Genomic DNA, 14533 nt, shown 5'->3' on the forward strand with positions numbered 1-14533 from the left:
CTCTAGATCTTCACCAGCATCGCGGTGAGGTACATGAAGCCGGCGCCGGCAGCGAGGCCTGACATGACTGCCGGGCTGAACAGGCCATCGCCCTCAGGCCCTTCGCGGCGGCGCATCATGGCTGTCACCTCGACGATGACCTGAAGTATCGCGCCGGCGCCGATGGCAAGCGCCAGTGCCGACCATTGCGGCGCAAACGCCAGGCTGCCGATCCACAGGCCCAGCACCGCCGGCCCGCCGGCCAGCAGCGTCAACCAGGCGAAGGTCCAGAGCGCGATGCGCTCGCGCAGGATGGGTGCGGCGATGCCGATGCCTTCGGTTACGTTGTGCAAGGTGAAGCCGATCACCAGGAAGGTGCCAAGCCCGGCCGCACCTGCCGCGAACGCAGCGCCGATCGCCAAGCCCTCGCCGAAATTGTGCAGGCCGATGCCGATGGCGATGTAGGTGGCGAGCACCAAACCCTTTGGCGCGCCGTTGCGCCGACCGATGCCCATCAGGATCAGGAAGCTCGCCGCAGCGGCCAGAACCACCATCGCGTTGCCCTGGAAGACTGCAGCCGATTCGGCCGCAAGCTCGAAGGCGTCGCCGATGGCATCGACCATCAGGAAAGCGAGCAGGCCGACAGTCACGGCAAGGAGGAAGTTCATGCCGTTGCGTCCGACGCCGCGCAAGGCGGGATAGAACATCAGGCCGATCGTCACCGGCACGACGCCGACGAAGATGCCGAGGATCGCCTGCGACAGCAGGCTGGAGTTGGTGGCAATGGGTGTTGCCACCGCAACCGGAATGTCATGGGCGAAGGTGGCACCGGTATTGGTCACCAGGTTGATCGCATGCGCCTCGCCAAGCACCCAGGGGAACGGCACCTGGATCCAGGCGGAAGAACCTCGCGCCAACGGTCCTGGTGGATCCAGGGTGAATTGCCAATAGGCATCGTCGACCTGGACCTGGGCGATCGTCATCGGTTCCGAGCCGCCGGCGCGGACCAGTACGCGAATGCCGTCGCTGCCGAGGATGACGCGCTCGAAGGCAATGTCCTCGACCGGTGGCGTGCCGTTGTTGAAGCGCGCCAGCGGATTGATTGAAACCAGAACCGCAATGGCCGCGGCAAAGGCGAGCAGCGGCAGGATGATCCACCACAGCGCACGGCGTGGCGATGCAGAACCCGGCAGTTCGGCTTCGGTCTCGGAAAAGGGCGCGTCCCTCATGCCACGTCCTCCACGACGTCGAACATGCCGACCCAGCCCAGCTCGGTAAACTCCGACTGGTGCGGATGGAACATGTAGAGACCGGTCTCATGCTCGGCGAAGGTGAACTCGATGATGCCGCGCTGGGCCTGGCACTGGGTGATCAGGTCGACGGTCCTCAGCGTTGGCGTCAACGTCGTGCCCTGGTCGAAATAATCGAAGAAATTGGCATGCAGGTGAAACGAATTGATCGGGTCGAACTCGACGACATTGATCAGGTAGATCCGCACCGGCTTGTTCCTGGCGATGCGGATCGGCGTGTTCATGTAGGTGTGCGCCACCGTGTTGACGGCATAAAACTCGTTCTCGCCGTCAAAGTTGGTGTCGAAGGCATTCATCACCATGACGAATTCCTGCCAGCCGGCATTCTCCGGCGAGCCGTAGAGCCGCGAACGGGCGACATCGGCCTGCTCAGGGTGGCGCGTCGGATCGGGATCGATGACGAAGGCGCCGTACATGCCCTTGTGGATGTGCCGCTTCAGCGGCAGCGCGTGACAATGATAGAGATGGCAGCCGAACGGCTTGGCGTCGAACTCGTAGATGAACTCATCGCCGGGATTGATCAGGCCGGCACCCGGCACGCCGTCCATGCGCGCGGCGTGGATGCCGTGGAAGTGCATCGAATGCGGATGCGAGCCGTAGTTCTTGAACACGATGCGCAGGCGCTCGCCTTCGGTGGCGCGCAGGGCCGGGCCGGGAACGCGGCCATTGTAGGTCCAGGCCGGGAACATCACGCCTGGCGCGATCTCGATTTCCTTGTCTTCGGCAACGATCTCGAAGGTCCTGAGCGTGCGCCCGTCAGGTAAGGTTGATGTCGTGCCGACATCCCAATCGGTCAGCATCTTGGCCGGATCGAAGCCGTTGCGGGCACTGTCGACCTCGCCGACGGTGACCATCGCGCCATGGGCGCCGCTATGGTCACCTGCCGGAGCCGGATAGGCGTCAGTGCTCGAAGGCGGCCGAGCGGCACCGGCCGCATGGCCATCATGGGACGCCTGCCCCACCGCTGCTGTGACGCCTGCAGCCGTTGCCCCCGCAGTGCAGATGCCGCCTGCCAGCACCAGCCTGCGGCTGAGCCGCTCCCCAAACCATGTCGGCATTTCAACCATCCCAAGCCATTTGCAAATGCGAATGATTTGCATCATGCTCTTGCAAATGGCCGCGTACAAGCTGAATCTGATCGATAGCCGATGGACCTAAACTGACGCGATGACTCAATAATCCTGTGGCGAGGCGAGTTGCGGGCGATGATCATGCGAGAGAGAAATGCCCGAGCCTTGCGGCGCAACCGGTTGAGAAGCACAGCTGTACAGAGGGGCGATGTGTGCGATACGTCCGCGACATGCGCCGTCATATGAAGAGTGGCAGTGAATCAGGATCGTAGAAATTCCGGGCAAGCCGCTGAACGGATTATCTGTTCTGAGCGCCGGCATCCGCTTCGGAGTGCTCGCGGACGACAGCGCTGTGCCTCGATGCCGATGACGTCGATACCCGACTGAAGCACTTCGGTTGTCACAACTGCACGGCGGCCAGCTCCGTCTACGATGACGGCCGGGTCGGTCATCGCCTCGTTGGCCGAGGCATTCAGGCGATCGACAACCTCCTTCGGCGTGCCGGCGGGCGCAAACAGCGCGTTCCAGGTATAGGTCTCATAGCCCGGCACGCCGGCTTCGGCGATTGTCGGTACGTCGGGGAAGGACGGCGCCCGCTCGGCCGTGGTGACGCCCAGGCCTTCAGCGTGCCGCCCTTGATGTGCGAGGACGAGGACGGCAGATTGTCGAACATGATCGGCACTTGGTTGCCGACGACGTCGTTCAGCGCCGGACCAGCACCCTTGTCGGGAATGTGCTGGATGCCGACGCCGGCCATTGCCTTGAACAGTTCGCCTGACAGATGCAGCGGCGTGCCGTTGCCTGACGAGGCATAGGCATATTTGTCGGGCTCGGCCTTCAACAGCGCGATCAGCTCCTGCACGTTGTTGACCGACAGCTGCGGGTTGACGACGAGCACATTGGGCACGACGACAAGCAGCGAGACAGGGGTAAAATCCTTTTCCGGATCGTAGGGCTTGGTCTTGAGGATGAGCGGGGTTGAGCGCGTGCGTGGCAACCGTGCCCATCAGGATGGTGTAGCCATCCGGTTCGGCGCGGGCGACACGGTCGGCGCCGATGTTGCCGCCGGCACCCTCGACATTCTCGACGATGACCTGCTGGCCGAGATCATCGGACATCTTCTGCTCGATGATGCGGGCGACGACATCGGTCGAGCCGCCGGCGGCAAGGGCACCACCAGGGTCACCGTCCGGTCCGGGAATTTCTGGGCTATGGCCTGCGGCGCCAAGGCCAGCAGCGAAGCAGCAGAAAGCCCGAGGGCCAATGTCATGCGGCGGGTGAATTTCGTCATCGGTACGCACCTCCCTTTTGGCGGTGGCACCTCGTTGCCGACTGTGTGGAGCGGCGAGCGTATGAACTTTGCCTACGCTGTCAATGCGACGTTGGACGTTCGGCAGAGGAACGAGGGTTGCCTGGCGCTGCATCTGCGGACAACACGGGCTGACACATCATCCCGAATAGGTCTAAGACGACGGCATGAAGCCTGACCCGCAGCCTGCCGCTCCGCTCACCGATACGAAGCCTTTGGTGCAATGGGCCCTGCTGCTCATCTGTTCGGTTCTGCTTGCCGGACTGTTCGAGCTCGTGCACCTGCCGGCCGCCCTGCTTGTCGGGCCGATGCTGGTCGCCATCGTACTCGGCAGCAGCGGCGCCACGGTGCGGGTGCCGCGGCCGCTTTTCGTTTCGGCGCAGGCACTCATCGGCTGCCTCGTCGCCAGTTCGATTTCTGCAGACATCTTCGTCACCTTCGCCGCCGAATGGCCGCTGTTCCTGAGTGCGGCCATCGCCACCGTCGCCGCGAGCAGCTTCCTCGGCTGGTTCATCTCGCGGCTGAAGGTGCTGCCCGGCACGACGGCCGTTTGGGGGTCGGCGCCGGGCGCCGCGACCGCCATGGTGCTGATGGCCGACGCCTTCGGCGCCGACGCGCGGCTCGTCGCCTTCATGCAGTATCTGCGCGTCATCATGGTTTCGATCGCCGCCGCGGTCATCGCACGGCTCTGGGTCGACACGTCAGGCGTCGAAGCGCCAGGCATCGAGTGGTTCCCGGCCATCGCCTGGCCGGCATTCGGCGCGATGATCGGCGTCGCCATTGTCGGCGGCACGCTTGGCCATCTTCTGCGCATCCCCTCGCCCTACTTCGTCGGCGCGATGCTGGTTGGTGCGGTCGTCCATCTCGGCTTCGGCGTCGAGCTGCAACTGCCGGAATGGCTGCTGGCCATCGGCTACACGCTGATCGGCTGGTCGATCGGGCTCAACTTCACCCGGCCTATCCTGCGCCACGCCGCACGCGCCCTGCCTCAGGTGGTCGGCTCCATCGCCGCCCTGATGGCCTTTTGCGGCGCGCTGGCCCTTGGCCTGCACCTCATCCTCGGTGTCGACCCGCTGACCGCCTACCTCGCGACCAGCCCCGGCGGCATGGATTCCATCGCCATCATCGCCGCCGCCTCTAAGGACGTCGACCTGTCCTTCGTCTTGACGCTGCAGATGCTGCGCTTTCTGATCGTGCTGGTGTTTGGCCCGGCGCTGGCGCGGCTGGTGGCTCGCGCGATCAAGGACTGAGCGGCCGAAAAAAGGCCTCGCCCCTGTAGGATCGGGCCGTCTGCTTGCGTCCTTTGATCGTCAGACGAGGAAGGAGAGCAGACATGGAATCTCATACCCCAGCGAAAATCATCATCGAGAACGTCAACCATCCCGGACAGGCCAAGCCGGCAGATGCTGCCATGTACCAGGCGATGAAGCAGGCGATCCTTGAGGTACTGCCGGCGAAATCACCTGGAATGACCGTCGCCGAAATGCAGGAATGCGTGCGCGGCCGCCTGCCCGAGCAGCTCTATCCCGACGGCGCCAAGTCGGGCTGGTGGACCAAGGCGGTGCAGCTCGATCTCGAGGCGAAGGGCATCATCACGCGCGAGAAGGTCAGCCCGCTGCGCCTGCACAAGGCCTGATCCGGAAGCTGCTGCGTCAGAAAGGCCGGATACAGCACCGCGCATCGTGCCGGGCGGGCTTGCGCGGTCCATGCGCCTCCTGTAAGAGAGCGCCATGTCGTCGCGCAAGATCAACGAAATCTCCCGTCCGGCCGCTTTTGCGGGCGAGACACTGCGCGCCCTTTCCTCGGCTCTTCTTCTTCTCGGCCTTATCGGCGATCGCCGGGCTCGTTAAGGGAGCGTCCGGCGGTCGAATTGCCGCCGAGGCATATGCTCCTTTGCTCTTCACAACAGAACCGAATTTCTGATTTAAGACCGCTGAAGCATGCGCGCGTTGTCGTGCATGGCGGCCAAGAGAACGAGACCGACAATGAGCAAGACCACTCCCGCTTCCGGCCGAAGTGCTGGCATGCCGTCCGCCGCCATTAAGTACCAGCCCTACCACAAGATCGACCTGCCCGACCGGACCTGGCCGTCCAGAACCATCGACAAGGCGCCGATCTGGTGCTCGGTCGACCTGCGCGACGGCAACCAGTCGCTCGTCGATCCGATGGGCCACGACCGCAAGGCGCGCATGTTCCAGCTGCTGCTCGACATGGGTTTCAAGGAAATCGAGATCGGCTTCCCCTCGGCGTCGCAGACCGACTTCGATTTTGCCCGCTGGTGCATCGAGGAAGGCAATGTCGCCGACGACGTGTCGCTGCAGGTTCTCGTCCAATGCCGCCCGGAACTGATCACCCGCACCTTCGAGGCGCTCGAAGCTGCACACAAGCCGATTGTGCATTTCTACAACTCGACCAGTGAGTTGCAGCGCCGCGTGGTGTTCGCCAAGGATGTCCAGGGCATCAAGCAGATCGCCACCGACGCTGCCAAGATGATCACCGACATGGCCGCCAAGGCCGGCGGCGGCTATCGCTTCCAGTACTCGCCGGAAAGCTTCACCGGCACCGAGCTCGAAGTCGCACTGGAGATCTGCAATGCAGTCGCCGAGATCGTCAAGCCGACGCCCGACAACAAGCTGATCATCAACCTGCCCTCGACCGTCGAGATGGCGACACCCAACATCTATGCCGACCAGATCGAATGGATGTGCCGCAACCTCGACAATCGCGAAAACCTGATCATCTCGCTGCACCCGCACAACGACCGTGGCACCGGCATCGCCGCCACCGAACTCGGCCTGATGGCTGGCGCCGACCGTGTCGAAGGCACGCTGTTCGGCAATGGTGAGCGCACCGGCAACGTCGACGTCGTGACACTGGCGCTCAACATGTTCACGCAAGGCGTCGACCCGATGCTCGACTGCTCGGATATCGAGCGGATCAAGCAGGTCTACGAATATTCGAACCAGATGGTCATTCCGGAGCGCCACCCTTATGTCGGCGAACTGGTCTACACCGCCTTTTCCGGCTCGCACCAGGACGCCATCAACAAGGGCATGAAGGCGATCAAGGTCGCCAACAAGCCACTGTGGGAAGTGCCCTACCTGCCGATCGACCCTCAGGACGTCGGCCGCAGCTACGAGGCGATCATTCGCATCAACTCGCAGTCCGGCAAGGGCGGCATAGCCTATGTGCTGCAGGCCGACTACGGCCTCAACCTGCCGCGCTCGCTGCAGGTCGAATTCAGCCAGGACATCCAGCAGATCACTGACAGCGAAGGCAAGGAAGTGTCGCCGAAGCGCATCCACGAGCGGTTCCTCGAGCGCTATGTCGACCAGCCGGGCGCCCGGATAAAGTTCGTCGATCACCAGACCTTCCCCGACACCGAGGTGAAAGGCCGCCGGGTCGTCGAGGCGACCATCCTCGACAATGGCAAGGAAATCGTCATCAAGGGCACCGGCAACGGCCCGATCGACGGCTTCGTCGACGCGCTTTCCCGCCACATCGGCATAGATCTGTCGGTGCTCGACTATTCCGAGCACTCGATCCAGCGCGGATCGAACGCCTCCGCCATTTGCTACATGGAAGTCGAACATCCGGCCGGACGCCTCTTCGGCGCCGGCATCAACACGAATATCGTTGCCGCTTCACTTGAGGCTGTGGTTTCCGCAGCCAACCGGATCGTGTCGAGATAAGTCTAACTGCAGTCCGCAGAAGCCTCGCCCGTGGATAACGGGCGGGGCATTTGTGCATCGTTGCTGAGCGCGCTTGTACACTGACGCCAGCCGACTATGATCAGGCCGTTCGTACCGGTTGGAAAAGGGTCGACACTTGGTTGCCTCCACGCCTGCTGCCCCCGCAGTGCGCGAAGCGCTTGAGCGGCTTGTTGCCAGCGAGACCTTTGGCCGGTCCGACCGGGCACGCAAGCTGCTGCGCTATATTGTCGAACGTGAGCTCGCCGGCGAAGCCGAGCGATTGAAGGGATTTGCCATCGCGGTCGACGTCTTCGGCAAGGACGCCGAGTTCGATTCGGCGACCGATGCCGTCGTCCGTGTTCAGGCAGGACGCCTGCGCGAGCTTCTGGCACATTATTATGCCGCTGAGGGCAGCAACGATCCGATCCGCATCGGCATACCGCGCGGCAGCTATGTCCCGACCTATGAGGCGCTCGCCGAGTTTCCTCCAGCGTCCCCTCGCCCCGCCGAAGCACAGCACAACGGTTCGACTGCGGTGCTGGCCCGGGTCGAATCAGGCCTTGCCGAGAACGAGCCGCATCATGCCGAGGAGGCTCAGGCCGGCCCGGCCTACTCCGGCACCAGCGTCAAGCGGCAGTTGCGCTACTTCTGGGCGGCTATGGCGCTGGTCATCGTCATGCTCGGCATCCTTGTCTTCCGCAACATCGGCGGCCCGATCGGCTTCGAGGTTGCCGGGCTGAACAACTTCCGCGGTGCCACTTCGAGCATCAACGACACTGTCGACCAGCTGCCGGCCGTGCACATCCATTCGAGCTCCGAGGGCGGACAGACGGCGCGCGTGGCAACGGTGCTGCGCACGGCACTGTCCGGCTTCGACACCATCGACCTGATAGCCCGCGAACGGTCCGATACGGTCAGGCGCGCCGACGCCACCGATTTCGACTTCACCGTCGATACCGGCCCAAGCGCCGGATCGGTGCTGGTCGAGCTGCAGCACATGGCCAGCGGCCGCATCCTCTTGTCGCGCGTGCTCTCGCCGCAGGAGATCAGCCCTGATGTCATCGACGATCGCATCGCCGACATCGTCTCTTCGGCCATCCCGGCTTCCGGCATGATCTACAGTTTCATCGAGCAGAACGGACTGCAGCGCGGACTGACGTCCTGCCTGCTGCTTAGCGGTGCCTATTACATGGACCAGAACGCCACCAAGCACCGCGCCGCCTATCAGTGCATGGACGACCTCTCCAAGCGCAGCGCCAAGTCGCCTGTCGTCTACGCCGAGTTGGCCTCGCTGCAGTTGGAAGCGGTCACCGACAATTATCCCTACCCGCCCAATGCAACGACCGAGGGCGCCTACGCGCTGGCCCACAGCGCCGTTCAGATGGGCTCGACCAGCCCCTACGCCCATCGCGCCTATGGCTATCTGCAGACGCGGACCGGCGATCGCACCGAGTCCATCAGGTGGATGCGCAAGGCCTATGAGCTCAACACTTACGACCTGACCATGGCGGCATCCTATGGCTATGCGCTCATTCTTGGCGGCAGCTACAGCGACGGCGTGCCGATCATGAAGCGCGCCGTCGAAAGCGCCAGCGCGCATCCGGGCTGGTGGGACTACGGCCTGTTTCTGGGCGAATTCATGCTCGGCAACCGCTACGCCGCGGCCCGCGCGGCAAGCGCGCTGGCGACGAACAAGAAACCGCATTACGTGGCAGCGCGCCTGATCGCCGCCAACTTCGTCGGCGACACCAAGCAGGCGTCCGAACTGTCAAAGGAGATTGCGACGCGCTACCCGGTTTTCGCGAACGACCCGGCAGCCACCTTCACCAAGGGCAAATACCCGGCGGAATTGACAAAGGCGTTGACCAAGGCGCTACGCGCCGCCGGCCTCGGCCATCAGACCTGAGCCCTCGCTAGCTCTCAGGCGTATTTTCTGCATAATAAATTTGCGTGTTTGACGCTCATACGTTGTTTTACAACTTGCTACTTTCAGTTTACAACTTTTCGTGAATTTCTATCCGACCTTTTGAGCAAAAATGAATTACCCCATCCATGCCGCCGTTCGGGGAAGCGGCAAGAATGTAGTCGTCCTGCTGCACGGTTTCGGCGGAATTGGCGGTGTCTGGGACGACGTCGTTGCCCACCTAGATGGCGCATGCATCACAATCGCCTATGACCTGCCGGGACACGGGCTGTCGCTCGACTATCCCAAGGCCGGCTCGGCCAAGGTGGCGGCAACTGCCGTTCTGGCCGATCTGGCGGCGCGTGGCATAGACCGCGCCCATTTCGTCGGCCATTCGATGGGCGGTGCAGTGGCGACGCTGGCAGCACTGTTCGATCCCGAACGGGTCGCCTCGCTGACATTGCTTGCACCGGGCGGCTACGGCCCTGAGATCAACGGCCCGCTGCTTAGGCGCTATGCGGCTGCCGCCTGCGCCGAAGAAATCCGCGCCTGCCTCGCCGAAATGTCGAGCCCCGACAGCACCGTTCCGGAAACTACGGTCCGCGATCTTGCCGAGATGCGCAACCGACCCGGCCAGACGGAAAAGCTCATCGCCTTTGCCGCGGCGATGACCGCCGAAGACAAACAAGGCGTGATCCCACGCGAAAACCTGGCGACGCTGGCGATGCCGGTGATGGTGGTATGGGGCACGGACGATGCCGTGCTGCCCTACAGCCATGCCGACGCGCTGCCTTCGGGCTTCCTCATCCACCATGTGCTGGAAATTGGTCACATGCTGCCGGAGGAGACGCCGGCGCTCGTAGCCGACATCGTCAGCCGCATGGTCCGCCGACGCCAGCGTCGTCGGCCAGACGTTGCCGCCTGCGACAGCTGATCTGCCAGGTGATGCGTTGCCGCTTCTAAGCACCTGCAGGGCAACCGTTTTCAGCTCCTCGGCGGCCAGCGAAAATGAGTTCACGCAGGTTACAATTCCGCCGCGATCGTAGCTATGTTAACGGTTGCTTAAACGTGATCCGGGGCAACAGGCGATGAGCGACGACAGGGCGACCGCACTGAAGCAGGCGCACCCGCTGGCGGACGCCATCCGCGACGTCAAGAACGCCAATGCCGACCGCAGCGACGTGGTCGTCGACCTGCGCGATGCCCACCGCATGCGGCTTGAGCTGCTTGCCGCCGAGCTTGAGCCGGTTTTCGCCGACGTGCCCAAAGACATCGACAACTTCGATTTCGTTATCTCTTCGGGGCTGCAGCCCAGGCTGTGGATCGACGCAGTGAGCCATGTCGGCCTCGGCCGCGACCGCCGCACCTTCCGCTTCGTCCGCGACACCCGTGTCGGCCGTGTCGTATTGGCCGAATCCACCGACGCCAAGCGCATCGCCGACCAGGTGACGCGCTATATCGCCGAACGAATCGTCGAGCGCCAGCAGATGATGGAGGGTGGTGCGGAACCGGCGCTTGCAGGCTTCGCCAGGGGGCCAGTGGCTGATGCCGAGCCACCGCTGCGGCACAGGCCAGCCCTGCCGGGCATCATGGCGGGTTTTGGCCTGCTTGTTGCCGGTGCTGCCATCGGCATCGCCGTCATGGCGGTGCTTTACTGGCTGCGCCTCGCTGCCACCGGCATCATTCCCTGACCAATGCAGCCGAGCGCGGAACCGCTGCGCTCAGATCGAAGGTTCCGATCTCGGCCGATGGCATAGCCGGTCCGGACAGACCACGACGGGTAAGCCTGACATTCCAGTCCCCGGACTGGCCGGAGATGTCGAGCAGGTTGAACTGCGCCGCCGGCTTGTGTCCTCCCGGCGCTTGGCCTGCCGCGGCAACGCCGACAACAGGCACGGCCCCGTCGCGCCCGTCGATCCAGTGCAGCGTCGGCAGATGCGAATGGCCATGAAGCACCAGCTCGGCGCCATGTCGTCTGACCAGCTTTTGGAACTTGCCGATGCCGAACAGGCGCTTGTGCTGGCCCACAGCGCCGCGAACGGGCGGATGGTGGATCATGATCGCCCGGAACAGGCCGCGCTTGCCTGTTTCGTCGAGGACCCTGCCCAGCCGCTCTGCCTGCCCTTCGCGAAAGAAGCCGCTGGCCATGAAGGGAGCCGTCGCGCGCGCCGTCGACACACCAATCAGCGCAACACCCTGCCGCACGCGCAGATAGGGAAAGCTCGTCGAACTGATCGCGCCATGCACGCCGTCGCCATGCATCCACGGCGCCCAGGCATGGCAGGCCTTGTCGAAGGCCCCGGGCACATAGGCATCATGATTGCCCGGCACGACCGAGACATCGGCTGGTTCGCCCAGCGTTTCGAGCCACAGCCGCGCCAGCGCGATTTCGCCATCGAGCGCCAGATTGACCAGATCGCCTGTCACCGCGAGGTGGTTGGGCGCCTGCACCTTGAGGTCGGCGACGATGGCATCGACAATGCCGTCATGGTGATGCCGGCGGCGGTTCCGCTGCCAATTGACGTAGCCGACCATGCGCTTGGAGGCGAGGTCGCGATAGGTTACATCCGGAAGCGGACCAAGATGGACGTCGGAAATATGCGCAAGCCTGAACATCGTTTCCTTTTAGGTCACGCGTTCCAAGCTTTCCACCCATGGCGGCATGCCTGATGAGCAATGTCGCCACTTCCCCTCGCCAGGGTTCATGGACGCGGCTGCGCGGAAGGCTGTTCCACTTCTATTTCCTGCTGCGGCGGCCGATGACGCTCGGCGTGCGCGGCCTCGTCCACGACACCGCCACCAACTCGGTCTTCCTGATCCGCCACACCTACGTGCCCGGCTGGCAGCTGCCGGGTGGCGGCATCGAGATCGGCGAGACCTTTGTCGAGTCGCTGGCGCGTGAACTGGAGGAGGAAGGCAACATCGTCCTCACCGCGCCGCCCATCCTCCGGTCGATCCACCTCAACAAGCAGGCGACAAAGCGGGATCATGTCGGTTTCTACCTGATCGAGGCCTTCCGGCAGGACAGGCCGAAGCAACCCGACCACGAGATCGCCGAGGCAGGATTTTTCCCGCTCGACGCGTTGCCGGAGGGCACGACGCCGGCGACGCGGCGGCGGATTGCCGAGGTGTTCGAGGGCAAGGAAGCATCGCCCTATTGGTGAGAGAGGGATGCTGTTCTTCGCGCAAGCACTGGGTGGAGAGACGGCAATGCGAATTCTGGTCGTTGCCAACCATGAAACCTCCACCCGATTGGTCGCCTTCCCGGCAGTTGCGTCGAGTTCCGGCCAACTTCCGCTCTCCAGACGACAAGCGGCCGATGGTGTTGGCATCCGAGCATGAATCGAAAGGTCTGCACCTGAGCATTCGACCCCGACTACCCTGACGCGCTCCACGCCCTCATGGTTCGACAGGCGCACCATGAAGGCTTGGCACTCGGCGCAGGCAGCTCAAGCCGCCTTCAGCAACTTCCCCCGGTTGTGCGGCGCGTCGAGGTCGATCTCCGGCCCAAGCGGGATGATACCGGTCGGGTTGATGCCGGTGTGGCTGCCGTAATAATGCGCCTTGATGTGCAGCATGTTCACCGTCTCGGCGACGCCTTGCACCTGGTAGAGGTCGCGCAGGTAGTTCGACAGGTTCGGGTAGTCGGCGGTCCGGCGCAGATTGGTCTTGAAGTGTCCGACATAGACCGGGTCGAAGCGCACCAGCGTCGTGAACAGCCGCCAGTCGGCCTCGGTCAGGGTGTTGCCGACGAGATAGCGCTGGCGTGAGAGGCGGTCTTCCAACGTGTCGAGCGCGGCGAACAGTTCGTTGAATGCCTCCTCATAGGCGGTCTGGCTGGTGGCGAAACCGGCGCGGTAGACGCCGTTGTTGATCGAGGGATAGACAAGCTCGTTGACCGCATCGATCTCGCCGCGCAGCGGCTCGGGGTAAAAGTCAACCGCGGCGTCGCCCCATGCGTCGAAAGCCTGGTTCAGCATCCGGATGATCTCGGACGACTCGTTGGAAACGATCGTCTTTTCCTTCTTATCCCACAGCACCGGCACGGTGACGCGGCCCGAATAGGTCGGATCGGCCATGGTGTAGATCTGGTGCAGGTAGTCGAGGCCGTAGAGGGTGTCGCCAGTGGCGCCGTCATCGCTGCGGAACGTCCAGCCATTCTCGCCCATGTAGTGATGGACGACCGACACCGAGATGATGTCTTCTAGCTTCTTCAGCGCGCGGAAAATCAGCGTCCGGTGCGCCCAGGGACAGGCGAGCGAAACATAGAGGTGGTAGCGCCCCGGTTCTGCCTTGAAGCCACGTGTCCGGCCTGCCGCCGGCATGCCGTCGACGGTGACGAAATCGCGCCATTGCGAATGCGAGCGCACGAATTTGCCGCCTGTCGACTTGGTGTCGTACCAGCGATCCTGCCATTTGCCTTCAACCAGCAATCCCATCGTGAAATCCTTTCGTTTGCCACGATGTAGGTGCCCGGCGACCGAAGCCGAAGCGCAACTCGCTGAACGGATTGTCAACGCAGGACGCACATCGGCCAAATGCACGATGGACGGGCGCCGAAAATGATGGTAGCGGGCATTTCGATGTCACATTGCTTTGCAAATATCCGGGTCGACCGACGACGAATGAGCGCACGCGCTTGAAGCGCTGACTTGCGACTGCTGCGGCATGCCCCGCGGCACCTCATCCCACGGTACCGGATTGCAAAAAACATGACCCTCGCCGACGTCACCTACATGCCGGAAGCTCCGGCGCACGATCTCGAAATCGATGAAATCAACGCCGAGGCCTTTGGCCCGGGTCGGTTCACACGCGCGGCCTACAAGATCCGCGAAGGCGGTCCGCACGACCGCTCGCTGTCCTTCGTCGCCATGCATGGTGGCCAGGTCATCGCCTCGGTCAGGATGACGCCAATCGCCGCCGGCGCCGGCCGGGCACAGATGTTGGGCCCGCTTGCCGTGCGCCCCGACTTCAAGAACATGGGCATCGGCCGCAAGCTGGTCGCCATGGCGCTCGCAGCAGCGGAAAAATCCAGCGAACCCGCCGTCATACTCGTAGGCGACGAGCCTTATTACGGCCCGCTCGGTTTCGTGCGCATTCCGCGCGGTCAGATCGAGATGCCGCGGCCGGTCGACCTTAACCGCCTCTTGGCGCATGAGATCGTGCCGGGCGCGGTTGCCGAATTGACGGGCGAGGTCTGCCACGCCAACCTGGCCAAGACACCGCAACGCACGACCGAGCCGGCCTAGCCGCCGATGACTTGCCCGTGC

General features: G+C 63.4%; 12 protein-coding genes and 1 pseudogene. 8 read left to right on the top strand and 5 right to left on the bottom strand.

Annotated features, from left to right (window positions below; translation table 11 throughout):
• Positions 1 to 2: 2 nt before the first annotated feature.
• From Amn_RS20810 to Amn_RS20820, 3 genes and pseudogenes are all read right to left on the bottom strand, one after another.
• Positions 3 to 1208 (bottom strand): ZIP family metal transporter, encoded by a 1206-nt coding sequence (locus tag Amn_RS20810; protein ID WP_182575823.1) that lies wholly within the window; start codon positions 1206 to 1208, stop codon positions 3 to 5.
• Positions 1205 to 2347 (bottom strand): multicopper oxidase domain-containing protein, encoded by a 1143-nt coding sequence (locus tag Amn_RS20815; protein ID WP_157097042.1) that lies wholly within the window; start codon positions 2345 to 2347, stop codon positions 1205 to 1207. The genes Amn_RS20810 and Amn_RS20815 overlap by 4 nt, the downstream gene beginning before the upstream one ends.
• Positions 2348 to 2619: 272 nt before the next feature.
• Positions 2620 to 3650 (bottom strand): annotated as a pseudogene (locus Amn_RS20820) (Bug family tripartite tricarboxylate transporter substrate binding protein).
• A 185-nt stretch (positions 3651 to 3835) separates the two neighbouring features.
• Here Amn_RS20820 and Amn_RS20825 point away from each other — a divergent pair.
• From Amn_RS20825 to Amn_RS20850, 6 genes are all read left to right on the top strand, one after another.
• Positions 3836 to 4918 carry an AbrB family transcriptional regulator gene (locus tag Amn_RS20825; protein WP_067959202.1) on the top strand — a complete coding sequence of 361 codons (1083 nt, stop codon included), beginning with the start codon at positions 3836 to 3838 and terminating at the stop codon, positions 4916 to 4918.
• 83 nt (positions 4919 to 5001) lie between these two features.
• On the top strand, positions 5002 to 5304 hold the full coding sequence (locus tag Amn_RS20830) for a DUF6958 family protein (RefSeq protein WP_067959199.1): 303 nt from the start codon (positions 5002 to 5004) through the stop codon (positions 5302 to 5304).
• Positions 5305 to 5692: 388 nt separating this feature from the next.
• Positions 5693 to 7360: a 2-isopropylmalate synthase gene (gene leuA, locus Amn_RS20835; protein WP_067966244.1), complete on the top strand. Its 1668-nt coding sequence runs from the start codon at positions 5693 to 5695 to the stop codon at positions 7358 to 7360.
• 136 nt (positions 7361 to 7496) lie between these two features.
• Positions 7497 to 9266 (top strand): tetratricopeptide repeat protein, encoded by a 1770-nt coding sequence (locus Amn_RS20840; RefSeq protein ID WP_067959196.1) that lies wholly within the window; start codon positions 7497 to 7499, stop codon positions 9264 to 9266.
• A 130-nt stretch (positions 9267 to 9396) separates the two neighbouring features.
• Complete coding sequence (locus Amn_RS20845) at positions 9397 to 10197, top strand: alpha/beta fold hydrolase (RefSeq protein WP_067959194.1); 801 nt, start codon at positions 9397 to 9399, stop codon at positions 10195 to 10197.
• A gap of 154 nt (positions 10198 to 10351) precedes the next feature.
• Positions 10352 to 10954, top strand: coding sequence for a hypothetical protein (locus Amn_RS20850; protein WP_067959191.1), 603 nt, complete (start codon positions 10352 to 10354; stop codon positions 10952 to 10954).
• Here the strand turns inward: Amn_RS20850 and Amn_RS20855 are convergent.
• Complete coding sequence (locus tag Amn_RS20855; protein ID WP_067959187.1) at positions 10944 to 11879, bottom strand: metallophosphoesterase family protein; 936 nt, start codon at positions 11877 to 11879, stop codon at positions 10944 to 10946. The genes Amn_RS20850 and Amn_RS20855 overlap by 11 nt on opposite strands.
• Before the next feature lie 53 nt (positions 11880 to 11932).
• On the opposite strand from Amn_RS20855, the gene Amn_RS20860 reads away from it, so the two are divergent.
• Positions 11933 to 12427: an NUDIX domain-containing protein gene (locus Amn_RS20860; RefSeq protein WP_067966242.1), complete on the top strand. Its 495-nt coding sequence runs from the start codon at positions 11933 to 11935 to the stop codon at positions 12425 to 12427.
• 285 nt (positions 12428 to 12712) lie between these two features.
• Here Amn_RS20860 and Amn_RS20865 read toward each other — a convergent pair whose 3' ends face one another.
• A complete protein-coding gene (locus tag Amn_RS20865) occupies positions 12713 to 13702 on the bottom strand; it encodes a glutathione S-transferase family protein (RefSeq protein WP_286291346.1) in 990 nt (329 codons plus the stop codon).
• A gap of 273 nt (positions 13703 to 13975) precedes the next feature.
• Here Amn_RS20865 and Amn_RS20870 point away from each other — a divergent pair, with 273 nt between their 5' ends.
• Positions 13976 to 14512 (top strand): GNAT family N-acetyltransferase, encoded by a 537-nt coding sequence (locus Amn_RS20870; RefSeq protein WP_067959181.1) that lies wholly within the window; start codon positions 13976 to 13978, stop codon positions 14510 to 14512.
• Positions 14513 to 14533 lie beyond the last annotated feature (21 nt).

Source organism: Aminobacter sp. Y103A (assembly GCF_030294925.1).
Classification (GTDB): Bacteria; Pseudomonadota; Alphaproteobacteria; order Rhizobiales; family Rhizobiaceae; genus Aminobacter; species Aminobacter ciceronei.

Bases quoted from the DNA above. Each gene is read 5' to 3' on its own strand.
- Amn_RS20810 (WP_182575823.1), bottom strand. From the start codon at position 1,208: ATGAGGGACGCGCCCTTTTCCGAGACCGAAGCCGAACTGCCGGGTTCT.
- Amn_RS20815 (WP_157097042.1), bottom strand. From the start codon at position 2,347: ATGCCGACATGGTTTGGGGAGCGGCTCAGCCGCAGGCTGGTGCTGGCA.
- Amn_RS20825 (WP_067959202.1), top strand. From the start codon at position 3,836: ATGAAGCCTGACCCGCAGCCTGCCGCTCCGCTCACCGATACGAAGCCT.
- Amn_RS20830 (WP_067959199.1), top strand. From the start codon at position 5,002: ATGGAATCTCATACCCCAGCGAAAATCATCATCGAGAACGTCAACCAT.
- leuA (WP_067966244.1), top strand. From the start codon at position 5,693: ATGCCGTCCGCCGCCATTAAGTACCAGCCCTACCACAAGATCGACCTG.
- Amn_RS20845 (WP_067959194.1), top strand. From the start codon at position 9,397: ATGAATTACCCCATCCATGCCGCCGTTCGGGGAAGCGGCAAGAATGTA.
- Amn_RS20850 (WP_067959191.1), top strand. From the start codon at position 10,352: ATGAGCGACGACAGGGCGACCGCACTGAAGCAGGCGCACCCGCTGGCG.
- Amn_RS20855 (WP_067959187.1), bottom strand. From the start codon at position 11,879: ATGTTCAGGCTTGCGCATATTTCCGACGTCCATCTTGGTCCGCTTCCG.
- Amn_RS20860 (WP_067966242.1), top strand. From the start codon at position 11,933: ATGAGCAATGTCGCCACTTCCCCTCGCCAGGGTTCATGGACGCGGCTG.
- Amn_RS20865 (WP_286291346.1), bottom strand. From the start codon at position 13,702: ATGGGATTGCTGGTTGAAGGCAAATGGCAGGATCGCTGGTACGACACC.
- Amn_RS20870 (WP_067959181.1), top strand. From the start codon at position 13,976: ATGACCCTCGCCGACGTCACCTACATGCCGGAAGCTCCGGCGCACGAT.